Source organism: Microvirga sp. P4_A5, assembly GCF_056402495.1.
On the sequence record NZ_JBFUHH010000070.1, the window covers coordinates 1 to 23,434 of the forward strand.

Genomic DNA, 23,434 nt, shown 5'->3' on the forward strand with positions numbered 1-23,434 from the left:
CCTCATAGGTCCGAGAGCCCGCAACAATTCAAGATCAATCAACTCCTGACGCGACGCGTTCGCCTTGGACCACGTCATAAAATCTGTAGGACGCCCGCAGAAACATACCTTTCTGTTATCGCCTTCGTCACTCGGTTACCGCGAAGTATGACAGACGCGACCACGTCGGCCAGTTGAATCAGCCAATTGTTTCTCGACGAAACGAAGTGAATACTATCAATTATGTTTTCGGCTTTAGTCGGTCGGTATCCCCAGTTTGTATCGAATTGTTTATATTTATCTAAATCTTCTATAAGTTTCTGTTCAACGTCTTTGTGTTCGTCCGCCACTATCAAGCCTAGTAAATTTTCTGATTTCAAAACGTCTTGAATTCGTTCAACGAGAAACATAAAAGCGAATTCGTGCGGATGCTTGCTGCTCCAAGTTTTATGTTTATCGATAGACACATAACCGACAGCTAATTTTTGCGCCTGGATGATATGCACGATGTCCCGCATCACATCGATGCGGCGCTCTAAGGCCATACCTTTAAAAGCACCGCGACCTGCGCGAATCTCATAGCCGTGGAATTCTATTTCGCCGACGAGTCCGTCGTGTCCGCAGTGCTTTGCAGCAAGTCCCCTCATTATCCGTTCCACTTCGGGCACTTGCACGGCGTCAACAAGCACCGCTGCAATCAAATGATGAGGTTGATCAGGGTCGAGCTTGCGTCCCGTGTTTCCTGCTTCGTCGAGATAGATGAACTTCATGAGATCACAGCTGCTGCATATCGAACTGCAGTGTTATCGCAAAGACACGGCGCATGCCAAGTTATAGCGTTATAATAACGCAAGACCATGGTGTTCACGGCTCCGGGGGAAGCTTGCGCTCCCACCTCGTTGACACTCCCCTCTCCCACCCCACTTCCCCCGCCATGCCACCCGTCTCGGGGAGCTTGCCATGGTCACGCGGGTCGTTCGCACCAACACCAACGGCGCTGACATTTTCAGCGGGAGCAAGGCGGCCGAGATCATCTATGGCTGGGACCCGAATGCGCCGCCGGAGCCCCTGGGACTGAGCGCGGTCCGGGTCGCGACGGGCTTTTCCCAACCGCTTTTCGTGACGGCGCCTTCGGGAGACACGGGGCGCCTCTTCGTCGTCGAGAAGACCGGCCTGATCCGGATTGTGAATCTCGCGACAGGTCAGGTCGAATCGACGCCGTTTTTCAACGTCGCGTCGCAGATCGCCACCGATGGCGAACAGGGCCTGCTCGGCCTCGCCTTCCACCCGGGCTTTGCCCAGAACCGCAAGCTCTACGCTTACCTGTCGACGGTCGATGGCGATGTGGAGCTTCGCGAATATCTGACTTCGGCCTCGAACCCGAACGTGGTCGATCCCGCAAGCCAGCGCCTCGTCCTGCGGATCGATTTCTCGTCCGCCACCAACCATCGCGGCGGCTGGGTCGGCTTCGGGCCGGACGGTTTTCTGTATGCGGGCGTGGGCGACAGCGCGTTCAGCGGCAATGCCCAGAACCTGAACAATCCGCTGGGAAAGATCCTCCGTCTCGACGTGAACGGGGGCGATGCCTATCCGGGCGATCCGAACCGCAATTATGCGGTGCCGACCGACAATCCGACCCAGTTCGACGGCATCGCCGGGACGGTCGAGCGGTCGGCGATCTACGCCATCGGGCTGCGCAACCCTTGGCGCGAGAGCTTCGATCCGTCGGGCCGCCTGTTCATCGCCGATGTGGGCCAGAGCAGCGTCGAGGAGGTCAATCTCGGGCGGGCCGGGGCGAATTACGGCTGGGGCCGCGGAACGGCGCAGGACGACGGGCCGGTCAGCCCCACCGATCCGCGCTACACGAACCCGATCTATTCCTACGAACATGGAAGCCGGGGCGGATCGATCACCGGCGGCTACGTTTATCACGGGCCGAACCCCGCGCTGCAGGGACAGTATGTCTTCGGGGATTTCGTGCGCGGCTCAATCCTCACGCTGACGGATGCGGGCGGGTCGTGGCAGGCGACCGACCGCACGTCGCAGATCGCCGTCGATGCGGGCTCCATCGGGAGCGTGTCGTCCTTCGGCGAGGACGCGGCGGGAAACCTCTACATCGTCGATATCGACGGCGACGTTTTCAGGCTCGTTCCCACCGGCGGGGAGCCCGATCTCGGGGACCGCCTGTTCGGCAATGGCGGCGCGGATGTCATCTTCGGCGGCGATGGCAACGACACCCTTGGCGGCGGCGACGGGGCCGATCGGCTGGACGGTGGTAATGGCCGGGATCGGCTGTCCGGGAATGCGGGCAACGACGTCATCCTGGGCGGGGACGGCAACGATTATGCCACCGGCGGGACGGGGGCGGACAGGCTCGACGGCGGCACCGGCGACGACCGTTTGGCGGGCAATTCCGGCAACGACAACCTGATGGGTCAAGGCGGGAACGATCATCTCGACGGCGGGCCCGGCAATGACCGATTGAGCGGCGGCAGCGGCGACGACCTCCTGCATGCCGAGGCCGGCGAGGATCGGCTGAGCGGCGGCTCCGGCCGCGATGTCTTGAGCGGCGGATCGGGCAATGACAGGCTGAATGGCGGCACCGGCGCCGACGTGCTTACCGGCGGGCCGGGTTTCGACACCTTCTTGTTCGACGCGGCATTGAGCACGGGAAACGTCGATACGATCCGGGGTTTTCAGCCGGCCTTCGACCGCGTGCTTCTGCAGAATGCCATCTTCAAGGGACTGCCCGCCGGCGCGCTCGCCGAAGACGCGTTCCGGCTTGGGTCGACGGCCTCCGAGAGCAGCCAGCATGTTATCTACAACAGCCGCACCGGCGCCCTGTTCTTCGATCCCGACGGGATCGGCGGCGCTGCACAAATCCAGTTCGCCAGATTGGCGGGAAGTCCCGACACCGTCACGGCGTCGGACTTTTTCGTCATCTGACGCATTTCAGAAACAGTCCAAAACGAAAAGGCCCCGGCGTTTCCGCCGGGGCCTCGATGTAAACCTTCAGATTTTAGAAGTCCCGCTGCACGCGCAGGCGGCCTTCCCAGGCGCTGTCGGAGCCGAAGGACTGGCCGTTGGCGAAGGTGAAGCGGCCGCGGGGATCGACCCGGGCGTACATGACCTCGGCGCCGATATCGAGACCGCTGACCGGGCTCCAGATCACGTTGGTGCCGACGCGAGCTTCGTTGAAATCGACGATGCCGAACTGCGAAGCGGCCGCCGAATAATCGAAGCGCGCGTAGGAGCCGAACACGCTCTGACGCACGGTGGGGGTCCAGTAATGCCGAAGGCCACCCGCGACCGACCAGCCTCGGCCGCTCGAGATGTTGCCCGTGGCCGGGTTGATCCAGCCATCGACCAGGATGCCCGCGAGCACGCCGGCGCTGAGCGAATCGGTGGAACCGCCCGTGATGTAGCTGAGCGCGCCATCCGCATAGGCGGCGTTGATCCAGGCGGCATCGCCCTCGCCGAGCATCGGCAGGTTCACGCCGACGCTGCCCTGCACCGCGAAGCCGTAATCGCTGTCCGGGAAGCCGTTCGTGCCGTTGCCCCAGACACCGCCGGGCAGAGCCGTGGGCAGGTTGTTGCTGCGGGTCTGGTGCAGCGCGGCCGAGAGTTGGGCGGTGCCCCAGGTGCCGGTGTATTTCAGTGCGCCGACGACGTCGGGAGCGCGCTGTCCGCCATACGAAAGGGTCGCAAGGGTGGGATCGTCCAGGAAGCCGTTCGAGCGGCGCTCGATCCCGTCTTCGATCGACAGCGTGGCCGAGAAGCCGTTGCCGAACGTGAAGGTGTAGGCCAGGAGGTCGACGTCCGGCGCATCCGAGAAGCGCAAGGTGCCCATGTGCTCGGTGGGCAGGTCGCTGTTGTCGAAGAACGTGGTGACGCGACCGGCGGTCAGGCCGCCGAACTGGATGAACGCCTGGGCGATATCCGGGCTCGTGGTGATACGGCCGGTATCGGTGAACGGCGTGCCCGAGTTGCGGGTGATTTCCATGCGGACGACCGACCGGAGAAGGCCATAAGCCGTCGTCGTGCGGGCATCGAGCTGGATGCGGCCACGAGCGCGGAAGCCGATGGCGTCGTTCGCGCGGGTCAGCGGTTCCGCATAGAGATAATCCGCGCGCACGCGGCCGCCGATTTTCAGGCAGGTCTCGGTGCCGGGAATGTAGAAAAAGCCTTCGCCGAGCGACGAGCAGACGCGGACGTATTCGACGGCGGCGGCCTTCTTCGAGGGAAGGTCGGCGGCCTGGACACCGGCAGCGGCGCAGAGGCCAGCGGCAGTGCCTAGAAGGAGGCTCTTGACGAGCTTCATTGGTTGTTCTCCGAGAGCGTAGCGCTGAGGCTACTGGCCAAATGTACGATTGTTACATTACCCATCCGGCCTTCCGGAGCAATGCTCGCGGGCGTCGAATTTTGTGCAGCGTCCTGCCTTCATGCCCAGAAAACAGCCACTCGCGGCAAGGCGCGCGATTTCCGCGGCGGGTGTGGCAAAAATTACACAGCCTGTCCGGCGCGGCTCCGACCGTTTTGCGATTCAGTCGTTGAAGTCGAGCGCACCGCTGCGGCAGCGATAGCCGACCGGGCATTGCGCAACGTCACGCGTGGGCACCCAGGCGGGATCGAGGATCTCGGCGAGCTGGCAGAAGCTGCGGTCCCGCACATAGCGGTCAAAGGTGTTCGCCCCGGTGCCGAGAACAATCGCCCCGGCGCGGCTCACGAGTTGCCGCGCGGAGGCGCAGTCCAGGCTCGGCGTCATAGGGCGCGACTGCGCGAACGCCACGGACGGCGCCAGTGCAAGGATGAGGACGAGGTTGAGGATTCGCATCCGGCGTCCTAATCGTCCCACCAGTCCCGTCCGCTGCGGCAGACATAGCCGACGAAGCATTGCGGCGTGTCGCGAGCGGGCACCCAGGCCGATTGCAGGCTCTCGTCGATCTGGCAAAAACTCAGATCGCGCACATAGCGATCATACGTGTGGGTGCCGGTGCCGAGGACGATCGCACCATTGCGCAACACCAGCTGCTGGGCCTGTGCGCAGCCCATGGCGGGGGTCATCGGGCGCGGCTGTGCCTGAGCCGATGTGGCGGCAGCCGAGAGGGCCAGAACCAAGGCGAATTTTTGCATGAATCCTCTCGAAAAAGTCTTGGGCACTCGCCCCATGATGTCGAAATGAGGCAACGCGACCGGCCGGCAAGCGCGCACACGCGCTTGTGACAGCAAGGCCCTAGAGCATGGTCTGCAGCCGACGCGCCATTTCCACCGCCGCCGCGTAGTCCGTCTTGCCGGAGCCGAGCACCGGGATGCTGGAGACCAGGATGGCTTTGGGCACCCACAATTCGGGAAAACCCTGCTCGCGGGCATACGTCATCAGCGCCTCGCGGTCGGCGTCGGGCTTGTCGGTGATCAGCACCACCTGCTCGCCCTTGCGGGGATCGGGCAGCGCCACCACCACGTGATTGAATTCCGGCCAGAGCCCTTGCGCAACCGTCTCGATGGCGGCGAGCGAAATCATCTCGCCGCCGACCTTTGCGAAGCGCTTGGCACGGCCGAGGATGCGCACCATGCCGTCCTCGACCGAGACGATGTCGCCCATGTCGTGCCAGCCGTCATCCGGCGGATCGATGCCCGCGGGTGCCTCGGGATCGAGATAGCCCCGCATCACGTTGGGGCCGCGAACGCTCAGACGCCCGCCTTCGTGAATCCCCTCGACCGGTGCGAGTCGCCATTTGATGCCGGGCAGGAAGGGTCCGACCGATCCGTGGCGGTTGCGGTCGGGCAGGCTGCAGGCCACCACCGGCGCGCATTCGGTGGCGCCGTAGCCCTCCAGAATGACGGTGCCGTGGCGCTCCCAGAGCTTGCGGGTATCGTCCTTCACCCGCTCGGCGCCCGCGATGACGTAGCGCACCGTCTGGAGATCGTCCGGATCGGCCGCGCGGGCATAGCCCTGCAGGAACGTATCGGTGGCGAGAAGGATGGTGGATCGGGTGCCGGCAATGAGCTTCGGGATCTGGCGATAATGCAGCGGGCTCGGATAGAGCACCACCTTGATGCCGTTCAACAGCGAGGTCAGAAGGCCCGCGGTCAGCCCGAAGGAATGGAAGATCGGCAGCGGATTGAAGAACACGTCGTCGACGGTCAGCACGTCGCCCGCATGGGCTTTGACCTGATAGGCATTGGCCACCAGATTGGCGTTCGACAGGACCACGCCCTTGGGCTTGCCTTCCGAGCCGGAGGTGAACAGCACAACGGCCGGATCGTCGGGCCGCATGCCCGCCCGCTTGTGGAGGGCGCGCGCGAACCAGCTCTCGACGAGCCCCCGCGCCTTGTCGACGCTGGTGATCCGCTTGCGCACATCCTCGAGAAAGACCACGCGCCGCCCCTCGGCGATCGCCGCCAGCACGTCGTCGAGCTTGCCCTGCTCAACGAAGCGGCGGGACGTCACGATGGTCTCGACGCGCGCGACCTCGCATGCCGCTTTCAGGTTGCGGGTCCCGGCGGTGAAATTGAGCAGCGCCGGCACGCGGCCGAAAGCGTTGAGACCGAACAACGCCACCGCCAGCCCCTGCACGTTGGGCAGCAGCACGCCGACATTTTCGCGCGGCTTCGTCAGCCCGGCGAGTTTGCGCCCGAGAACCAGCGCGCCGAGCACCAGCCTGCCATAGGTGATCGGCTGGCGTTCGGGATCCTCCAGCGCCGGCTTGTTGCGACCGAAGCGGTCGCGGGCGTCGATGAGGGCCTCGAAGAGGCTCTTGCGCGTCCGCGCGAGATCGAAATCGGCCAAGGCTTCCCCCTGTGGTGGTTGGCGTGTCTGGCCGAAAGGCTGTTCAGCCGGCCGAATTCTCGTTGATGGGGGCCTGGTAGGTGAGGCCCATATCCCACGGGAAATAGATCCACGTATCCTGGCTGACCTCGGTTACGAAAGTGTCGATGAGAGGGCGGCCTGCCGGCTTGGCGTAGACGGCCGCGAAATGCGCGTTCGGCAGCATGTCGCGCACGATCTTGGCGGTCTTGCCGGTGTCGGTGAGATCGTCGATGACCAGCACGCCTTTGCCGCTGCCGTCGCCGAGCGCCTTGACGGCTGGCGCGATGTCCTTGAGCACGCGCAATTCGCCCTGGTTCTTGTAGTCGTGATAGCTCGCGACGCAGACGCTCTCGATCAGCCGCACATCGAGTTCGCGCGCCACGATGGCGGCCGGCACCAGGCCGCCGCGCGTGATGCACACGATGGCCTCGAACGGCCCCGCGGCGGCAAGCCGCCAGGCGAGCGCGCGGGCATCCCGGTGGAACTGGTCCCACGAGACGGGAAAGGCTTTGGGTGAGGAAGGCGACATTGGGTGACTCTCGGCTGATAAATGTCTGGCGGTAGCGAAAATACTAGAGCGGATTGCCGTCGCGCTTAAGGCGATGGAGGAGATCGTGGATTGCGCTCGCGGCATTCGCAACCGCGTCCGCGTCCTTGCCGCGCACGATGATCTGGTTGCGGAACCCGCTGGTCGAGAAAGATGGGTAGGAGCCGATGGAGACCAGCGGATGCGCGGCCGCGATCTGCCCTAAGCCTTCGGCATAGATCCCTTCCGGAATCCCTTCGGCGTCGATCGGTTCGGAGATCATGCGCAGGCCGGTCTCGAGGCTGGGCGCAACCGCGTCGAGCATGGCCTGCATGATCGCCGGCACGCCCGCCATGACGAACACATTGCCGATGCGAAAACCGGGAGCCTTGGAGATGAGATTCTCGATGAGGTCGGCGCCTTCGGGAATGCGCGCCATGCGCAGCCGCGCTTGGTTCAACTCGCCCGGCTGGTAGCGCTGCTGCATCATCGCGACCGCGCGCGGATCGATATCGATGGCGACATTGAACGCCTTGGCGACGGCATCCGCCGTGATGTCGTCGTGGGTCGGCCCGATGCCGCCGGTGGTGAACAGGTAGGTGTAGCGGGTTCGCAGCGCGTTGACCGCCGCCACGATCTCGGCCTCCACGTCGGGCACGATCCGCACCTCGGAGAGGTCCACCCCGATGCCGGTGAGATATTCGGCGATGTAGCCGATATTCTTGTCCTTGGTCCGGCCGGAGAGAATCTCATCGCCGATGACCAGAAGCGCGGCTGTGATGGAGGCGGCCATGCTGGAGGGTTCCTTTTGATGGCGTTTAGCCGGTGTGAGGACAATGCTCAAGTAATCAGCATTGCCTGTTCGCGGCCGGCCCCCGGTAACGGGGGATTGAACGGCGTCGTCGGCCTCTGCTACGGCAGGGCATGGACTTCCCCCACACCCTCATCGAGGGCCGTCTCATTGAGCGCTACAAGCGCTTCCTCGCCGATATCGCGTTGCCGGATGGGAGCGTGGTCACGGCTCATTGCGCCAATCCGGGGGCGATGCTGGGGCTGAAGGAGCCGGGAAGCCGGGTCCTGCTGTCGCGGGCGAGCAACCCCAAGCGCAAGCTCGGCTATAACTGGGAGTTGGTGGAGGTCGCGGCCGGCGGCGGCCCGCGTCAGCTCGTGGGCATCAACACCTCGCGCCCCAACGCCCTCGTGGCGGAGGCCCTGAGCGAGGCGCGGCTGGCGCCGTTCATCGGCTACGACCGCGTCCGGCCGGAGGTGAAATATGGCCGCAACAGCCGGGTCGATTTCCTGCTCGAAAAGGACGGCGCGCCTTCCTGTTACCTCGAGGTCAAGAACTGTCACCTGATGCGCGAGCCGGGCTTCGCCGAATTTCCCGATTGCATCGCGGCCCGCAGCGCGAAACACCTCTATGAGCTCGCCGAGATGGTGGCAGCCGGGTTCAGGGCGGCGCTGGTCTACGTGATCCAGATGAAGGCCGACAGGTTCGACGTGGCCCGGGACATCGACCCGGCCTATGACAGGGCGTTCCGCCATGCGCTGGCGGCGGGCGTGGAATCCCATGCCTATACTTGCAAGGTCACACCGGAGGGCGTCAGGATCGACCGCGCGGTGGAGATCGTCACGCCACGCTAGCGCGCTGCCTTCTCCACCTTGGGCGGAAGCGGAAACAGGGTGAGAAACCGTTCGGCCAGGGCCCGGTCCCCCTCGACCCGCAGCACGCCGGCGTTTTCCAGAACCTCGAGCGGCTGGCCGCCATAGACCGCGCCGGCGATGACCGGAGGCTCTCCGGCAAAGACCAGCTCGGCCTTGTCGATGGAACCTCTCGCAATGGCAATCTCGCCCTTGGCGAGATGAGCCAGGTAGGTCTCAGAGCCGAGCCTAAAGCCGATCCGGGCGTCGATCCCTTCGGCCAATTGCGGATCGAGCATGGTCCGCAGCGACAGGAGCAACGATGCGGCACTAAACGGCAGGGTGGGATCGTGGGTCGGCGAGCGCGCCGCCCAGCGGCCGAGCGCCTGAAAGATCGGCTCGCTCTCATAGCCCCACGCGGTCAGCTCATAGACCTGCGAATTGGCGGGCGGCGGCAGCTTGCGGCGGACGAGCACGCCCGTGGCCTCCAGCCCCTCGAGCCGCTGGGTCAGGACGTTGGCGCTGATGCCGGGCAGGCTTGCGCGCAGGTCGCCGAACCGCTTCGGCCCGACCATCAATTCACGCATCACCAGAAGCGCCCAGCGTTCGCCGACGAGATCGAGAGCGTGAGCGGCGGCACACGCATCGTCGTAACGACGGCGCTGGGAAGCTTGAGTTATTTTTTCTAACTTCATAGTTGCTTTTTATAACTCTCGCCATCATGATCGTCAAACGACACTTAAGGGAAACGCCATGGCCAAACTGATTTTCGTCAACCTGCCGGTTACCGATCTCGCACGCTCGACCGCCTTTTACGAGGCCGTCGGCGCTACCAAGAACGAACAATTCTCCGACCACACCGCCGCCTGCATGGTGTTCTCCGACACCATCCACGCGATGCTGTTGACCCATGACAAGTTCCGGCAATTCACCCCGAAGGCGATCGCCGATGCGCGGACCACCAGCGAAGTGCTGATCTGCGTCTCCGCCGACAGCCGGGACGAAGTCGACGGCCTGGTCCGCAAGGCGATCGCGGCCGGCGGCAAGGGCGATCCCACTCCGACGCAGGATTTCGGCTTCATGTACGGCCGCAGCTACGAGGATCCGGACGGCCACATCTGGGAAGTCATGTGGATGGATATGGAAGCGGCCAAGACCGCCATGGCGAAAGCCCCAGAGCAGGTCGGCGCCTGAGGCTCCGGCAAGCAAACCACCCAAAGGGAGAAAACACATGAGCTACATCGATGGATTCGTCATTCCGGTCCCGGTCGGGAAACGAGACGCCTTCCGCGAAGCGGCGGAGAAGACAGCGATTGTCTTTAAGGAACACGGCGCCACCCGCGTCGTCGAATGCTGGGGCGACGACGTCCCCGACGGCAAGGTCACGGATTTCAAACGCGCGGTAAATGCCGAGGCGGGAGAAAACGTCGTCTTCTCGTGGGTCGTCTGGCCCTCGAAGGAAGCGCGCGACGCCGGCAACAAGAAGATCATGGAGGATCCGCGCATGAAGATGCACGAGGACATGCCCTTCGACGGCAGGCGCATGATCTTCGGCGGCTTCTCGGTGCTGGTGGACACGGAATGAGCGGGGGAACGAGCATGATATCCGGGATCGCGCGTTCCAAGATCGCACCCTGTCTGTGGTTCGACGGAGAGGCCGAGGAGGCGGCGACATTCTACGTGTCGCTCATCCGCGATTCACGCATCGACCACGTCCAGAAAAACCCCGTCGACACGCCGGCGGGAAAAGCCGGCACCGTGCTGGCCGTTGCCTTCACTCTCGCCGGCCAGCGCTTCCAGGCGCTCAATGGCGGCACCCGTTTCGACTTCACCCACGCCATCTCGTTCTCGGTCGACTGCGCCGATCAGGCCGAAGTCGACCGCTTGTGGGACGCCCTGTCGGAGGGCGGCGAAGTCGAGCAATGCGGCTGGCTGAGGGACCGGTACGGGGTCTCATGGCAGATCGTGCCCTCCGTGCTGCTGCGGCTGATGGGCGATCCCGATCCCGCCAAGTCGGCGCGCGTCACACAGGCGATGATGGAGATGGTGAAGCTCGATATCGCGGAGCTTCAGCGCGCGTATGACGGCGCGGCCGCCGCATAGAAGGCGGTCCGGATCCACAGGGCCACCTTTGCCGTTATCCTGAAAAGCGGCGCCCGAAGCCGGCTCCCATTGCCGGTCCGGGCCCGCCCCGTCGGGAGAGACCGCGATGGCCGGACACAGCGTTTTGACCGCTCAGACGGTCGAGGAATGCATCGTCGATCAGGGCTTCGAACGCTACACCCCCGAGGACCACGACATCTGGCGCATCCTCTTCGAGCGGCAGCAGACAATCCTGAAGGGCCACGTCTGCGAGGAATATCTCGATGGCCTCGCGGCCCTCGGCATCGACTCCGCGGGCGTGCCGAATTTCGACCACATGAACGCCCGACTGCGCCGTCTCACCGGCTGGGAGGTCGTCGCGGTGCCGGGGCTCATCCCGTCCCGGCCGTTCTTTCAGATGCTGGCCAACCGTCAGTTTCCCGCCGGAACCTTCATCCGCAGCCGCGAGCAGCTCGATTATCTGGAAGAGCCCGACATCTTCCACGATGTGTTCGGCCACGTCCCGCTCCTGACCAATCCGGCCTATGCGGATTACATGAACGAGTACGGCCGGATCGGGCTCGATGCGGTCGACCACAAGGGCGTGAAATTCCTCGCGCGGCTGAACTGGTACACGATCGAGTTCGGACTGATCCGCAAGCCCGAAGGCATCCGGATCTACGGCGCCGGCATCGTCTCGTCCTACGGGGAGGCGAAATACGTGGTGGAGGATCCCTCCGCCAATCAGATCGCCTTCGACCTCGAACGTGTCCTGCGCACCGGCTATTACATCGACGATTATCAGGCGACGTATTTCGTGATCGACCGGTTTGAGGATCTCTTCGACCTGCTCAAGGGCCGCGATTTCATCGCCGCCTTCGACAGGCTGCGGACAGAGTCCACTCACTCGCCCTTCGAGATCCTGCCGCAGGACCGCGTGGTGCGAAAAGGCACCGGCGAATTCTGGCGGGAATTCCCGACGACGAAGACGAAGTTGAAGTAAACGCGGTCGGTCCTCGCGGCGCAGGCAACGCGATCTCGATGGACATTACGGCCGCTCGAACACCAGGTTCAGCCGGGTCTGCAGGATCAGCCGGTAACCCTTTCCGGCCAGAAGCTTCGGCAGGTCGATCTGCCATTGCTCGCGCCCGTCCTCGATGACGAAGAGCTTGGGGTAGAGCGATTCCGGCGCATCGCGGAAGAACGGGTCGAGGATCAGGTCCTCGGCGCCTTCCACGTCGAGCTTGATGGCGTCCACCTTGGTGAAATGCTCCTGGTTGAGGAGATCGAGCAGGGTGATGGCCGGGACGCGGATGGCATCCGCCTCGTTGGGGCCGACGATCTTCACGCTCGACTCGCCCTTGTTGCGGGGGTCGAGGAAGAGGGTCAGCTCGCCGGTCTTGTCGGCGACCGCGCAGGCGATGGCCTTGATGGTGCCGAAGGGGTTCTGGCGGATGTTGTAGGTCAGCCGGTCGAAGATTTCCGGTTGCGGCTCCAGCGCCAGAATGCGGCCCGAGGTGCCGGCGCGCGCTGCCACGAACAGCGCATAGCCGCCCACATTCGCCCCGACATCCACGAAGGTGAAACCGGGGCCGATCCGCGATTCGAGCAGGGCGAGCTCCTGCGGATCGAAATATTGCGGCGTGAAGAGGATGCGTTTTTCGCAGACATTGTTGTAAGGGTACAGGCGCATCCGGGCGCCGAGGGACTCGACGTCAAGCGGCTGGCCCTTGAGGGATCTGACCGCCAGGCGGCGCAGCACGAAAGCCAGGCGGCGGGGGCCCCAGCCGTTGGAAAAGGCCCGGGTCCGCTCCAGCGCCCATTTGGCGAATCCGGTCGGCGCATAGGCCCCGAAGGGACGAGGATCGTTCATCATCAATAACCTGCAAGCCGGTTGGCTTTGAAATTCGGGGGTGTCATGACATTCCGGCGGTGCATTCGCAAGTTCGAGGGGCCGGGCCCTCAGGCCCCCTGCTTGCGTGCGCCGCGCCAATCCCTACATTCGGGATAGCTCCAAGGACGCCTGATGACTGAGACCGATACGATCGAGCGCAAGCGCAGCTCGCAAATCCCCCTGCACGGCCCGGAGGCCTTCGCGGCCATGCGGCGGGCCGGGAGGCTGACCGCCGAAGCGCTCGACATGCTGGCCGCCGAGGTCGCGCCCGGGGTGACCACCGAGCGCCTCGACAGGCTGGTCTTCGAATTCGCCCGGGATCACGGCGCCTATCCGGCGACGCTCCATTACCGCGGCTACACCAAATCCACCTGCATCTCGATCAACCATGTGGTCTGCCACGGCATCCCCAACGACAAGCCTCTGCGCGAGGGCGACATCGCCAATATCGACGTGACGCTGATCCTCGACGGCTGGTACGGGGATTCGAGCCGGATGTACTATGTGGGCGACGTGCCCCGGCGCGCCCAACGCCTCTGCGAGATCACCTATGAGTGCCTCATGCGGGGCCTCGCGGTCATCAGGGAAGGTGCGTGGACCAACGATATCGGGGCGGCCATCCAATCCTATGCGGAGGCGGAGCGCTGCTCGGTGGTGCGGGATTTTTGCGGCCACGGCCTCGGCCAGGTCTTCCACGACAGCCCCACCATCCTCCATTACGTCGAGCCCTCGTACAACGTGCAGCTGAAGGCCGGGATGCTGTTCACCGTCGAGCCGATGATCAATCTCGGCCGGCCGCAGGTGAAGGTCCTGTCCGACGGCTGGACCGCCGTGACCCGCGACCGCTCCCTCTCGGCGCAGTTCGAGCACACGATCGGCGTGACGGAGACCGGATGCGAGATCTTTACCCTCTCGCCGAACGGGTTGGACCAGCCCTACGCCCCCGCATGAGCGGCAGCGACGACACACCCCATTACCACGGGCACCGGGACCGGTTGCGCGCGCGGTTTTCGGATGTCGGCGGCGACGCGATGCCGGATTACGAGCTTTTGGAACTCGTCCTGTTCCGGTCGATCCCCCGCCGCGACGTGAAGCCCCTCGCCAAGGAACTGGTGCGGCGCTTCGGCTCCTTCGCGGAGGTGCTCGCCGCCTCCCCTGCGCGCCTGATGGAGATCGAGGGCCTCGGCGAAAGCGTCATCGCCGACCTGAAGATCGTCGAGGCCTCCGCCCGCCGCCTCGCCCGCGGCGCGGTGGCGAAACGTCCGGTGCTCTCGTCCTGGAGTTCGGTGATCGATTATTGCCGCACCGCCATGGCATTCATGGACAAGGAACAGTTCCGCCTGCTCTTCCTCGACAAGCGCAACGCGCTCATCGCCGACGAGGTGCAGCAATCGGGCACCGTCGACCACACGCCGGTCTATCCGCGCGAGGTGGTCAAACGGGCCCTGGAGCTCTCCGCCTCGGCTTTGATCCTGGTGCACAATCATCCCAGCGGAGACCCGACCCCCTCCTCCGCCGATGTGAAGATCACCCGGGACATCATCGACATCGCGGGCCCCCTCGGCATCGCCGTGCACGACCACATCATCGTCGGGCGCGAGGGTCATGCGAGCCTGAAAGGGCTGAAGCTGATTTAAGGTTGGGCCCACGAACTGGGCGAAATGCCGGGTCTGAGCGCAGGCCGGACTTTCAACCGGCTCGCGGCTTGCCGGTGTTCACCGCCAGTTGATCGTTGAAAGCCCGCCTGTAGGCGGGTCGCGCCTCGCCGCGGGCGACGTACGCGGCGAGGTTCGGATATTCGTCGAGAATGCCCGAGGACTTCAACCTGAGCAGAACCGACACCATCATCAGGTCGCCGGCGCTGAAGGAACCATCGAGCCAGTCGGCATCCCCCAGACGACGGGAGAGCGGTTCCAGCCGGGCGCGGACGCGATCCTCGACCATCGGCAGGCGGTTCTCATGCCAGGTTTTGTCGCCCTCGAGCAGCCTGGCTACTTCACACTCGAGGATCGGCGGCTCGACTGTGTTGAGCGCGGCGAACATCCAGCCGATCGCGCGCGCCCGGCCATTGGCATCCTCCGGCAACAGGCCCACATGGCGCTCCGCAATATGGAGCACGATCGCCCCTGTCTCGAACAGGACGAGATCGCCCTCCTCATAGGTCGGGATCTGGCCGAAAGGATGAAGCGCCCGGTGCGCGGGTTCCTTCATCGCACGGAACGAGACAAGGCGAACCGCGTAGGGTTGGCCTACTTCTTCGAGCGCCCAGCGAACGCGCGTGTCGCGCGCCAGTCCCTTGCCGCCATCGGGCGATCGTTCGAAGGCCGTAATGGTGATGGTCATCGCGAGGCTCCTCGTTCGGAACGGCAAGCGCGTCCGGGTTCCGGACTCTGCCTCGCGGCCCGGAATGACGGAGCGACGTGTTCTAGCGCATTCAGACGCTATCACGACCAGATATTGTTGCGATTTTCTGCGACCGATCATAAAAATTGCAATATGAGAATGCGATCTTTGATCAAGGTTCTGGCCGTCCTGTTTTGCGCTGGTATTGTACAGATGCCTCGGGCTGCTGATTTGCCTCCAAGACAAGCTGTCGCGAGATTCGACACAGACTTCGCCTTCGGCTTCCAGTGCGTAGCTGTCGAGCGGGCGAAACGATGCCGGCACGATCAAGTCGGAGCAGGATCTTTGCTCATTTCACCGGCCGCAATTCGTCTCGCACTTTCGATTCCTTGGCGGAATGAATTCTCCGGGCCGTTTGATCATTCGCCTGAGCGGGAAAAGCGTGACGGGATGAAATGCCCGCCGGGTTACTGCTAATCTAGCGGATCGTCTGTCGCCTCCCGATCAGCCACAAGCTCAATTTCATCAGCCCCAAGGCCGCCACCACGACACCCATCGTGCACACCGCGAAGGCCGCCGCCTGCGACACGAAACCCGCCTCGTCGAGGCGCATGATCGACACCGACGCGACGCTCACCGAGGCCGTCACAAGGAAGATCACCGCCGACAACGTCACCATCGAGCGCATGAACATGAAGAAGAACACGGAGACCAGCGTCGGGGCGAGCGACGGGACGATGACGTCGCGCACCACCCGGGGGAGAGACGCGCCCATGCACGACGCCGTTTCCTCCAGCGTCGCGGGCACCTGCCGCAAACCCGTCATGGTCGTCAGGAACCCTTGCGTCCAGTAATGGGTGACGTTGCAGGCGGCGAGCAAGGTCGCGGTTCCGTAGAGCGCGTAGAGCGGCAGGCTCGGGACGTTGAACGCGAAGATGTAGGCGAGCCCGAGCACCACTCCCGGAACGGAGGCGGGCAGCAGGCAGAGGAAATAGATCGGCTTCACCACGTGACGCGGGAGCCGTTGCAGGCAAAAACCCAATGCGAAAAGCAGGATCGTGCCGATCACGCCCGCCATCAGCGAGATCTGGATCGTCATCCATAACGGCTCGTAGCCGCCCGCCACCTTCACGTCGTAATGGCGAAACGTCAGGTCGAAACGGTAGGGCCAGAGGCGCACGAAGCTGCCATAGATCACGATGCCCACGGTGACGATCGGCAAAGCCGCGATGAGCCACGCGGCGATCGTCATCGGCACGTCCCGCCGCGGCGTGAAGACCGGCGCGAGCGGGATCGCGGAATCGCTCAACGAACCGAGCTGGCGCTGGGACGCCACCCGTTCGAGATAGAACGCCAGGATGGTGGGAAACAGCAACAGGATGCCCACCACCGCGCCCATGTTGAAATTCATCTGGCCGACGACCTGACTGTAGATTTCGGTCGCGAGGATCGCATAATCGCCGCCGATGGTCGCGGCATTGCCGAAGTCGGTGATCGTCACCGTGAAGACGATGAAACCCGCGCTGAGCAGGCCGAACTTGATGTTCGGTAGCGTGATGTCGAGGAATTGCCGGTGCGCGGGCGTTCCCAGCACCTCGGCCGCCTCGTAGATGCGCGCATCGGCGGCGCGCAAAGCAGCCCCGATGATGAGAACGGCCTGCGGCAACGCGTATAATCCGTTGGCGATGAGCAGGCCCCAAAAGCCATAGATGTTGATGTCGAGGCCGGTGAACTTGGTGACGATGCCGTTGCGTCCGAGGAGGAAGATGAGGCCCAATCCCTGGACGAGCGAAGGAGCCAGCAGGGGAAGCGAGACGGCGCCGACGAGAAGCGCCCGGCCCGGAACGCGGCAGCGGTGAACCGCGGACGCCACGACGAGCCCGAGGACGAGCGCGAGGATCGTCGTGGAGATGCTCATCACCAGGGAGTTGAACGTGGCGCGCCAGAAACTCGGCGCGTTCAGGATGCGCGCGTAATTGCCCAAGCCCAGGCCACCATCGCTCTCGGTAAAGCTGCGCAGGATCACGGTTGCGAGCGGATAGGCAAAAAACAACAGCAAAGCCGCCAGCGGTATGACGAGGCACAGGGCGAGAAACACCCGGTCGAGATCGACGCCGCGCCGCGCGGAAATCGCCGCGCCTGTCACGAGGCGGAGATCCACGAGCAATGCTCGGATGCGATCTCGATGCCCACCTCGGCGCCCGCCACCAATGCGCTGCGCCCGGCCTGTTGCGCCACCAGCTTTCCGCCCGGCCATTCAAGCTGCACGCGCGACAGATTGCCGAGGAACTGGACCTCCTTCACGCGGGCGCCGGTTCCGCCCGGTCGCAGCACGATGTGCTCCGGACGCACGCAAGCCACATGATCCGCCGGCAGGGCTGCTGACCCTAAGAGATGACCGGCCCATTGCCGGATGCTCGCCTGATCGATGAGATTGCTGACGCCCATGAAATCGGCCACGAACAGATTGGCGGGACGGGAATAGAGTTCCTCGGGCGGGCCGATCTGCGCGATGCGGCCCTGCTTCATGCACACCACCTTGTCGGCGAGCGTGAGCGCCTCCTCCTGATCGTGCGTCACCATGATGGTGAGGATGCCGAGGCGCTTCTGCAGATCGCGAATCTCCGACCGCAATTCCGCCCGCACTTTTGCGTCGAGCGCGGACAAGGGTTCGTCGAGAAGCAGGAGCTTGGGATCGACTGCGACCGCGCGCGCGAGGGCGACGCGCTGCTGCTGGCCGCCGGACAATTGATAAGGGTAGCGGTCCGCAAGATGCGGCAGGCGGATCAGGTCGAGCAGTTCCGCCACCCTGCTCTTGATCGCCGCTGCGGATCTGCCGCGGATCTTGAGCCCGTAGCCGATATTGTCCGCAACATTCATGTTGGGGAACAGCGAATAGGCCTGAAAGACGATGCCGAAGCCCCTGTGGCGCGCCGGGATGCGCGTCAGGTCCTCGCCATCGAGAAGCAATTGGCCCCGATCGGGCATCGCCAGGCCGGCAATCAGCCGGAGCAGCGTCGTCTTTCCGCATCCCGACGGGCCGAGCAGGCAGATGAATTCCGGCGCTTCGGCCGAGAACGAGATGGAGTCGAGGGCGACGACGCCCCCGAACGTTTTGGTGATGTCCGTCAGTTCCAGCCGCATCGGCGGCTGCCGTCAGCGGCCGATCTCTTTCTGCCAGCGCTCGAGGATCGCATCCCGCTCCTTCGCCGATTTGGCGAAATCGATCGGCAGCAAAGCCTTCGCCACATCTTCCGGCAGACCGGCCTTGATGGAATCGGCGTCTGGCTTGTAGCCGGCGGTCGTGACGATCTCCTTGTACTTGCCATAGATGCCGGCGGCCTCCGGCGAGAGCGTCCAGTCGAGGAATTTCCGCGCCTCGTCCTTGTTCTTGGAAGCCTGCATCAGCGCCGAGGCTTCAAGCTCGTAGCCGGCGCCCTTGGCGGGGATCACCACGGTGACGGGGAAGCCTTCCTTCACCGATTGGACGCCCGCGAATGCGAGCGAGGTCCCGACGGCGAACTCGCCCGCCCGCGCGGCCTTGCAGGGCCGCGATCCGGATTTGATGTACTGCGCCACGTTGGCGTCGAGATCCTTGAGATATTTCCAGCCCTTCTCCTCGCCCATCTGCTGCAGAATGCCGACGATCTGGAGATAGCCCGTGCCCGACGAGACGGGATTGGGCATGACGATCTCGCCCTTGAATTTGGGATCGAGCAGGTCCCCCCAATCCTTGGGCAGGGTCAGTCCCTTGGCTTTCGCGCGTTCGTTGTTGACGCAGAAGGCCGCCATGTAGCCGGTCGCCGCGAACCACTTGTCGTCGGCGGCGTGATAGGGCGCCGCGAGCTTTTCGGAACCCTTGGCCTTGTAGGCCTCGACGAGGGCGAGGATGCGCGGGTCCATCATGTTCGTGACGGCCCAGCCCCAGATCACGTCGTGCTGCGGATTGGACGCCTCGGCCAGAATGCGTGCGCCGAGATCGCCCGTGGAGAGACGCAGAACCTTCAGGTCGACACCCGGCAGGCTCTTCTTCGCCGCCGCCACATATTCGGCGATCTCATCTTCCTCGAGGGCGGTGTAGGCCGTCACCTGCCCGGCTTGGGCCGTACCGCATAAAGCCAGACTCAAAGCGCAGATCTTCAGGAATTGTCGCATGGCCGTCCCCTTCGCACTTGTTGTGCTTGGTTAATTATGTGCCAATATTTCAAACGTTGGGGGAAATGTCCATCGGCGCCCATCGAGGGCGCGGACGGCGTCATCACGGATGGAAGCGGACGCGCGCCCGGCCTTCGCAGCAACGGCCGGAGTTCGGCGCGGAGGCCCTGGCGCGTCTCAAGGCCTGACGCGCCGCAAACCTCTCAGAAGAAGCTCTCGATGCCCGAGAAGACCGCGTAGACGAAGCCGAGGCTGAGCGTCAGGCCGACCGAACCGATGATCAGCCCGCCCAGCACCACCAGCCCGTCCCGCTCGACGAGACCGAGGCCCACGAGGCAGACGGCGATCCCGAGGGGAATCTGGCCGACGAACGGCGGCGCGAACAGCAGCCCCAACGCGAGGATGAAGATCACCACCCCCATGAGGCGCATGGAAACGGGGTTGTCGAGAAAGGTCATGCGCGGGCGCGAAAAGCGCTCCAGACGGCGGAAAGCCGGCATGGCGCGGGCCACCGCCCGGTCCACATCGACGCTGGCGATGGAGCGCCGCATCAGGACGTCGGGCAGCCAGGGCGTCGGAAGGCCGATGATGATCTGCACCGCGACCAGCGCCAGCAGCAATCCGCAGATCAGCGGAATCGGAGGTGGCATGGGGAGGCAGTTCGGCAGGCCCAGCAGCACGATGAGAACCGCGAAGGCACGATCCTGCAGAACCGCCATGATGTCACGGACAGTCAGACGCTCTCCCGGCTGAGAGGCGAGAGCCGCGAGAATTTGGGACGTTCGTGCTGCAGATAACAAGGAGGCCCGGCAAGTTCGAGGACGCTCTACGACGAGGCCTGTCTACCCGAGTTGATGCGGCGGGYCAAGTGCGGCGGCCGCCTCCCGCGGCGATATCGGCCGCGCAGCCTGCGGCGATTGCGCCCTTCGCCTCCCCTTTCCCTTCCCCGTCCCCGGCAGGCCCGTCAGTGGATGGCGATTTCCCCATCCACCCTGCGGATTTCCGCCGGCCGGATCAGGTGCGAGTGGCACACCCTGACGGAATGCAGGGGGCCCGCCAGTTCGCGTTTCCAGAATTCCAGGAATTCGAGCAGGACCGGAAAGCGCGGCGCCACATCGTATTCCTGCCAGATATAGGTCTGCAGGATCTTCGGGTGATCGGGCAGACGGTAGAGAATGTTGGCGGTGGTCAGCCCGTAGCCTTCGAGTTGTCGAATGAAGTCGCGAGAAACCATGGGACCTCCTTCAGCGGCACCGGGCGAGCCGGCGCCAATACTTAAGGTCAAAGCGAAGCGCCGGGCCCCGGTTCCCCTCTGGACGGCGACCGGAGAGGGCTTCGCTCACCAGTGTCGCGCCATCCCTATTGAGACTTCGTAAACGCCATCGTATGCCATTACGGCAATGGCATCGGGGGGCGGCATGGCAGCATCGAGGAGGCGGTGGAGCGGCGCGTTCCTTGCAGCATTGACCGCCCTGGCGCTGTCCGCTTGCGCCGCGACCGTGTCCAACGAACCGATCAACGAGCCCATCGCGGCCGCGGCCGATCAGGGCGGCTGGCCGCTCGGCCCCGACCAGTTCGGATCCACCGTGGTCGGCGTGGCGTTCTCGGGCGGCGGCATGCGCGCATCGGCCTTCTCCTACGGGGTTCTCAACGAACTCGACCGCTACCAGGTGCAGACCGATCGCGGACCGCGCCGCATGACCGAGATGGTCGACCTGATCTCGGGGGTCTCCGGCGGCTCGGTGACGGCGGCGTATTTCGGTCTCAAGGGGCGCGAGGGCCTGGCCGAGTACCGAAGCCAGTTTCTCGACCGTGACGCCGAACAGGGCTTCGACACCGACGTCAATCTCGCCAGCGTCGTGCGGATCTTCCAGGATGGCGGCGTCAACGACCGCTCGAAATTCCCGCGCTGGCTCGACGAGAACGTGTTCGGCGGCGCGACCTACGCCAGCCTCTTCGCCCGCAAGCGCCCGCTGGTCTGGATCGCCGCGTCCGACATCTATTCGCGCGTGCCGTTCGTGTTCGAACCCATCACCTTCAATGTGCTGTGCAGCGACCTGAGCAAGGTTCGCCTCTCGGAAGCCGTCGCCGCCTCAGCGGCGGTGCCCGGCGTGTTCATTCCCATGAACGTGGAAAATTTCGGCGGCGCATGCGGCGGGCGCGTGCCGCAATTCATGCAGCGCGCGGCGCTCTCGGACACCTCGCCCGCGACCTTGCAGGCGAGCGGCGCGGCCCTCATGCGCTATCGTGGCGATCCCGAGCGCTATCGCTATGTGAAACTTCTCGACGGCGGATTGACCGACAATTTCGGCATCCATTCGCTTGCCATCGCACGTTCGAGCCGCGACCGGCCCTACATGCCGATGACCGCCGAACAGGCTGTGCGCGTCAACCGCTTCCTCTATCTGGTGGTGGATGCCGGACGCGGCCCCGCCGGCGATTGGCAGCGCAAGAAAGCCTCCCCGGACGGGATGGAAATCGCCAGCATCGTCACCGACGTCGCCATCGATTCCGGCGTCTACAAGGGATACGATTATTTTTCGGCGATCATGAAGGAATGGCAGGCGGATCTGCGTCGCTGGCGCTGCACCCTGTCGAGCAGCGAGGTGCTCGCCTTGCGGGGAACGCTGAGCGGATGGCGCTGCGGCGACGTCAATTTCTCGGTGGGCCGCGTGACATTCTCCGATGCCGGGCCGGAGTTGAAAGCGCAGCTCGACCAGGTGCCGACGCGCTTCAAGCTCGATCCCGCCACCATCGACCTTCTGGTCACGGGCGGCGAGGCGGCCCTGCGCAACAACACGACTTTCCGAAATTTCCTGGGCAGGACTCCGCGTCGGGACCTGACGGCGTCGCTCGTTCGCGACCGCCTTTTGCCGCAATAAGGGCGTCGGCCGGAGATGCGTTTCGCCTTCGCGGGGATCGACTTTCTGGGAGACGTGTTCGACACGCTCATCGAGCGCGGCTGGCAGCCGGTCAAGCTCTTCAGCCGTCCCTGCGACCGCCTTTATGATTTCAACGACGTCACCGTCGTGCGCGCCCGGGCGCTGAAAATTCCCGTCCAGCTCACGCGCATGAAGCCCGCGGATCTCGCGGCCTTGAGCGCCCTTCGCTGCGATGCGCTGATCGTCGCCGGCTATCCTTGGCTCATCGGCGGATGGGAAGCGCATTTGTCCTATGCGGTGAACTTTCATCCCTCGCCGCTGCCGGAGGGCCGCGGACCCTACCCGCTGTTCCAGGCGATCCTCGATCGTGCGTCCGAATGGGGCATGTCGGCGCACGTGATCGACCCGACCTTCGACACCGGCGCCATCGTGGCGCAGCGGCGCTTTCCGCTCGCGCCCGACGAGAACCACGATCTGCTGCTTGCGAAGTGCCAGCTCGCGGCGAAAGACATCGCCCGCTCCCTCGCCGACGACCTGCCGCGCCTGTGGCGCGAGGCCAAGCCGCAAGGGACGGGCAGCTATTGGCCCCGTGTCACCGCCGCGCAGCGGAATGTCGACTGGACGAAGAATGTCGACGACGTGCTGCGCACCATCCGCGCCTTCGGCTCCATCGAATCCTTCGCCCGCATCGACACGCGCGTCGTCCATGTGTGGGAGGCCGCCGGGTGGCGGCAGGCCCACACGGAAATACCCGGCACCCTCGTCCACCGCCACCGCCGCCATCTGGTGGTCGCAGCCCGCGACGGCTTCGTGCAGGTGACGGGCTGGAGCGCCTACCCGCCCGGAGAAGCGCGGGGCGGCTGAGGGAGCGCCTGCGAATGTCGGAGGATTGCCATCGGTCGCCGATGGGGCCGCCTCAAATAACGATGAAGTCCAGCGCCGAAATCTTGAGCTTCTTCGACATCGTGGCGATTTGCACCGCGGCGCCGTTGCCGGAGCCGTCGGCATCGTACCAGAGAATGCCCTTCTTGTCGTAGACGAGGTGGTCGTTCTTGTCGCGTGCCTTGTCGCTTTTCTTGAAGAACGCCTTGTTCAATTTGCCCGGGCTCGACATCGTCCCC

Annotated in this window: 25 protein-coding genes and 1 pseudogene; 10 read left to right on the forward strand and 16 right to left on the reverse strand. The window is 64.2% G+C overall.

Annotated features, from left to right (window positions below):
* Positions 1-74: 74 nt before the first annotated feature.
* Entirely contained in the window at positions 75-749 is a 675-nt protein-coding gene (locus AC1DVM_RS16390; protein WP_477256000.1) for a DUF3800 domain-containing protein, read from the reverse strand.
* A gap of 190 nt (positions 750-939) precedes the next feature.
* Between AC1DVM_RS16390 and AC1DVM_RS16395 the strand changes: the two genes are divergently transcribed.
* Positions 940-2,925: a PQQ-dependent sugar dehydrogenase gene (locus AC1DVM_RS16395; RefSeq protein ID WP_477256002.1), complete on the forward strand. Its 1,986-nt coding sequence runs from the start codon at positions 940-942 to the stop codon at positions 2,923-2,925.
* 73 nt (positions 2,926-2,998) lie between these two features.
* Here the strand turns inward: AC1DVM_RS16395 and AC1DVM_RS16400 are convergent, their stop codons facing one another.
* From AC1DVM_RS16400 to AC1DVM_RS16425, 6 genes are all read right to left on the reverse strand, one after another.
* Complete coding sequence (locus AC1DVM_RS16400; protein ID WP_477256004.1) at positions 2,999-4,300, reverse strand: porin; 1,302 nt, start codon at positions 4,298-4,300, stop codon at positions 2,999-3,001.
* Positions 4,301-4,522: 222 nt separating this feature from the next.
* The gene (locus tag AC1DVM_RS16405) at positions 4,523-4,813 is read right to left on the reverse strand and encodes a hypothetical protein (protein ID WP_477256006.1); all 291 of its coding nucleotides are present in this window, start codon (positions 4,811-4,813) and stop codon (positions 4,523-4,525) included.
* 8 nt (positions 4,814-4,821) lie between these two features.
* On the reverse strand, positions 4,822-5,112 hold the full coding sequence (locus tag AC1DVM_RS16410; protein ID WP_477256008.1) for a hypothetical protein: 291 nt from the start codon (positions 5,110-5,112) through the stop codon (positions 4,822-4,824).
* 100 nt (positions 5,113-5,212) lie between these two features.
* Positions 5,213-6,769 carry an AMP-binding protein gene (locus AC1DVM_RS16415; protein ID WP_477256010.1) on the reverse strand — a complete coding sequence of 519 codons (1,557 nt, stop codon included), beginning with the start codon at positions 6,767-6,769 and terminating at the stop codon, positions 5,213-5,215.
* 43 nt (positions 6,770-6,812) lie between these two features.
* The gene (gene gpt / locus AC1DVM_RS16420; RefSeq protein WP_477256012.1) at positions 6,813-7,319 is read right to left on the reverse strand and encodes a xanthine phosphoribosyltransferase; all 507 of its coding nucleotides are present in this window, start codon (positions 7,317-7,319) and stop codon (positions 6,813-6,815) included.
* 43 nt (positions 7,320-7,362) lie between these two features.
* Positions 7,363-8,109 (reverse strand): competence/damage-inducible protein A, encoded by a 747-nt coding sequence (locus tag AC1DVM_RS16425; RefSeq protein WP_477256014.1) that lies wholly within the window; start codon positions 8,107-8,109, stop codon positions 7,363-7,365.
* A gap of 131 nt (positions 8,110-8,240) precedes the next feature.
* Here AC1DVM_RS16425 and sfsA point away from each other — a divergent pair, with 131 nt between their 5' ends.
* A complete protein-coding gene (sfsA, locus tag AC1DVM_RS16430) occupies positions 8,241-8,960 on the forward strand; it encodes a DNA/RNA nuclease SfsA (RefSeq protein WP_477256016.1) in 720 nt (239 codons plus the stop codon).
* Here the strand turns inward: sfsA and AC1DVM_RS16435 are convergent.
* Positions 8,957-9,652: a winged helix-turn-helix transcriptional regulator gene (locus tag AC1DVM_RS16435; RefSeq protein WP_477256018.1), complete on the reverse strand. Its 696-nt coding sequence runs from the start codon at positions 9,650-9,652 to the stop codon at positions 8,957-8,959. The genes sfsA and AC1DVM_RS16435 overlap by 4 nt on opposite strands.
* A 58-nt stretch (positions 9,653-9,710) precedes the next feature.
* Between AC1DVM_RS16435 and AC1DVM_RS16440 the strand changes: the two genes are divergently transcribed.
* The 4 genes from AC1DVM_RS16440 (at position 9,711) to phhA (ending at position 12,042) form a co-directional block, all read left to right on the forward strand.
* Complete coding sequence (locus AC1DVM_RS16440; RefSeq protein WP_477256020.1) at positions 9,711-10,151, forward strand: VOC family protein; 441 nt, start codon at positions 9,711-9,713, stop codon at positions 10,149-10,151.
* Positions 10,152-10,188: 37 nt separating this feature from the next.
* Positions 10,189-10,542: a DUF1428 domain-containing protein gene (locus AC1DVM_RS16445; RefSeq protein WP_477256022.1), complete on the forward strand. Its 354-nt coding sequence runs from the start codon at positions 10,189-10,191 to the stop codon at positions 10,540-10,542.
* Positions 10,543-10,556: 14 nt separating this feature from the next.
* Complete coding sequence (locus AC1DVM_RS16450; protein ID WP_477256024.1) at positions 10,557-11,060, forward strand: VOC family protein; 504 nt, start codon at positions 10,557-10,559, stop codon at positions 11,058-11,060.
* Positions 11,061-11,166: 106 nt separating this feature from the next.
* On the forward strand, positions 11,167-12,042 hold the full coding sequence (gene phhA / locus AC1DVM_RS16455) for a phenylalanine 4-monooxygenase (RefSeq protein ID WP_477256025.1): 876 nt from the start codon (positions 11,167-11,169) through the stop codon (positions 12,040-12,042).
* Positions 12,043-12,087: 45 nt separating this feature from the next.
* On the opposite strand, the gene AC1DVM_RS16460 is transcribed toward phhA, so the two are convergent.
* Positions 12,088-12,912, reverse strand: coding sequence for an FkbM family methyltransferase (locus tag AC1DVM_RS16460; RefSeq protein WP_477256027.1), 825 nt, complete (start codon positions 12,910-12,912; stop codon positions 12,088-12,090).
* A gap of 153 nt (positions 12,913-13,065) precedes the next feature.
* Here AC1DVM_RS16460 and map point away from each other — a divergent pair, with 153 nt between their 5' ends.
* Positions 13,066-13,884, forward strand: coding sequence for a type I methionyl aminopeptidase (gene map, locus AC1DVM_RS16465; protein WP_477256029.1), 819 nt, complete (start codon positions 13,066-13,068; stop codon positions 13,882-13,884).
* Entirely contained in the window at positions 13,881-14,570 is a 690-nt protein-coding gene (gene radC, locus AC1DVM_RS16470) for a RadC family protein (protein WP_477256031.1), read from the forward strand. The genes map and radC overlap by 4 nt, the downstream gene beginning before the upstream one ends.
* Before the next feature lie 52 nt (positions 14,571-14,622).
* On the opposite strand, the gene AC1DVM_RS16475 is transcribed toward radC, so the two are convergent.
* The 6 genes from AC1DVM_RS16475 to AC1DVM_RS16500 all read right to left on the reverse strand — a co-directional run bounded on the left by AC1DVM_RS16475 (position 14,623) and on the right by AC1DVM_RS16500 (position 20,665).
* Positions 14,623-15,276, reverse strand: a complete 654-nt coding sequence (locus AC1DVM_RS16475; RefSeq protein WP_477256033.1) for a glutathione S-transferase family protein — start codon at positions 15,274-15,276, stop codon at positions 14,623-14,625.
* A 478-nt stretch (positions 15,277-15,754) separates the two neighbouring features.
* Positions 15,755-17,437, reverse strand: a complete 1,683-nt coding sequence (locus AC1DVM_RS16480; protein WP_477256035.1) for an ABC transporter permease subunit — start codon at positions 17,435-17,437, stop codon at positions 15,755-15,757.
* A complete protein-coding gene (locus tag AC1DVM_RS16485) occupies positions 17,419-18,420 on the reverse strand; it encodes an ABC transporter ATP-binding protein (RefSeq protein WP_477256037.1) in 1,002 nt (333 codons plus the stop codon). The genes AC1DVM_RS16480 and AC1DVM_RS16485 overlap by 19 nt, the downstream gene beginning before the upstream one ends.
* Before the next feature lie 12 nt (positions 18,421-18,432).
* A complete protein-coding gene (locus tag AC1DVM_RS16490) occupies positions 18,433-19,431 on the reverse strand; it encodes an ABC transporter substrate-binding protein (protein ID WP_477256039.1) in 999 nt (332 codons plus the stop codon).
* Between the two features lie 203 nt (positions 19,432-19,634).
* Positions 19,635-20,231: an exopolysaccharide biosynthesis protein gene (locus AC1DVM_RS16495; RefSeq protein WP_477256041.1), complete on the reverse strand. Its 597-nt coding sequence runs from the start codon at positions 20,229-20,231 to the stop codon at positions 19,635-19,637.
* Positions 20,232-20,395: 164 nt separating this feature from the next.
* Positions 20,396-20,665: an usg protein gene (locus AC1DVM_RS16500; RefSeq protein WP_477256043.1), complete on the reverse strand. Its 270-nt coding sequence runs from the start codon at positions 20,663-20,665 to the stop codon at positions 20,396-20,398.
* Between the two features lie 184 nt (positions 20,666-20,849).
* On the opposite strand from AC1DVM_RS16500, the gene AC1DVM_RS16505 reads away from it, so the two are divergent.
* Both AC1DVM_RS16505 and AC1DVM_RS16510 read left to right on the forward strand, forming a co-directional pair.
* Entirely contained in the window at positions 20,850-22,313 is a 1,464-nt protein-coding gene (locus AC1DVM_RS16505; protein ID WP_477256045.1) for a patatin-like phospholipase family protein, read from the forward strand.
* A gap of 15 nt (positions 22,314-22,328) precedes the next feature.
* On the forward strand, positions 22,329-23,177 hold the full coding sequence (locus tag AC1DVM_RS16510) for a methionyl-tRNA formyltransferase (RefSeq protein WP_477256047.1): 849 nt from the start codon (positions 22,329-22,331) through the stop codon (positions 23,175-23,177).
* Between the two features lie 52 nt (positions 23,178-23,229).
* Here the strand turns inward: AC1DVM_RS16510 and AC1DVM_RS16515 are convergent.
* A pseudogene (locus AC1DVM_RS16515) lies at positions 23,230-23,434 on the reverse strand (hypothetical protein); the annotation flags it as partial.

Coding starts and splice junctions, on each gene's coding strand:
- AC1DVM_RS16390 (WP_477256000.1), bottom strand. CDS start 749: ATGAAGTTCATCTATCTCGACGAAGCAGGAAACACGGGACGCAAGCTC.
- AC1DVM_RS16395 (WP_477256002.1), top strand. CDS start 940: ATGGTCACGCGGGTCGTTCGCACCAACACCAACGGCGCTGACATTTTC.
- AC1DVM_RS16400 (WP_477256004.1), bottom strand. CDS start 4,300: ATGAAGCTCGTCAAGAGCCTCCTTCTAGGCACTGCCGCTGGCCTCTGC.
- AC1DVM_RS16405 (WP_477256006.1), bottom strand. CDS start 4,813: ATGCGAATCCTCAACCTCGTCCTCATCCTTGCACTGGCGCCGTCCGTG.
- AC1DVM_RS16410 (WP_477256008.1), bottom strand. CDS start 5,112: ATGCAAAAATTCGCCTTGGTTCTGGCCCTCTCGGCTGCCGCCACATCG.
- gpt (WP_477256012.1), bottom strand. CDS start 7,319: ATGTCGCCTTCCTCACCCAAAGCCTTTCCCGTCTCGTGGGACCAGTTC.
- AC1DVM_RS16425 (WP_477256014.1), bottom strand. CDS start 8,109: ATGGCCGCCTCCATCACAGCCGCGCTTCTGGTCATCGGCGATGAGATT.
- sfsA (WP_477256016.1), top strand. CDS start 8,241: ATGGACTTCCCCCACACCCTCATCGAGGGCCGTCTCATTGAGCGCTAC.
- AC1DVM_RS16435 (WP_477256018.1), bottom strand. CDS start 9,652: ATGAAGTTAGAAAAAATAACTCAAGCTTCCCAGCGCCGTCGTTACGAC.
- AC1DVM_RS16440 (WP_477256020.1), top strand. CDS start 9,711: ATGGCCAAACTGATTTTCGTCAACCTGCCGGTTACCGATCTCGCACGC.
- AC1DVM_RS16445 (WP_477256022.1), top strand. CDS start 10,189: ATGAGCTACATCGATGGATTCGTCATTCCGGTCCCGGTCGGGAAACGA.
- AC1DVM_RS16450 (WP_477256024.1), top strand. CDS start 10,557: ATGATATCCGGGATCGCGCGTTCCAAGATCGCACCCTGTCTGTGGTTC.
- phhA (WP_477256025.1), top strand. CDS start 11,167: ATGGCCGGACACAGCGTTTTGACCGCTCAGACGGTCGAGGAATGCATC.
- AC1DVM_RS16460 (WP_477256027.1), bottom strand. CDS start 12,912: ATGAACGATCCTCGTCCCTTCGGGGCCTATGCGCCGACCGGATTCGCC.
- map (WP_477256029.1), top strand. CDS start 13,066: ATGACTGAGACCGATACGATCGAGCGCAAGCGCAGCTCGCAAATCCCC.
- radC (WP_477256031.1), top strand. CDS start 13,881: ATGAGCGGCAGCGACGACACACCCCATTACCACGGGCACCGGGACCGG.
- AC1DVM_RS16475 (WP_477256033.1), bottom strand. CDS start 15,276: ATGACCATCACCATTACGGCCTTCGAACGATCGCCCGATGGCGGCAAG.
- AC1DVM_RS16485 (WP_477256037.1), bottom strand. CDS start 18,420: ATGCGGCTGGAACTGACGGACATCACCAAAACGTTCGGGGGCGTCGTC.
- AC1DVM_RS16490 (WP_477256039.1), bottom strand. CDS start 19,431: ATGCGACAATTCCTGAAGATCTGCGCTTTGAGTCTGGCTTTATGCGGT.
- AC1DVM_RS16500 (WP_477256043.1), bottom strand. CDS start 20,665: ATGGTTTCTCGCGACTTCATTCGACAACTCGAAGGCTACGGGCTGACC.
- AC1DVM_RS16505 (WP_477256045.1), top strand. CDS start 20,850: ATGGCAGCATCGAGGAGGCGGTGGAGCGGCGCGTTCCTTGCAGCATTG.
- AC1DVM_RS16510 (WP_477256047.1), top strand. CDS start 22,329: ATGCGTTTCGCCTTCGCGGGGATCGACTTTCTGGGAGACGTGTTCGAC.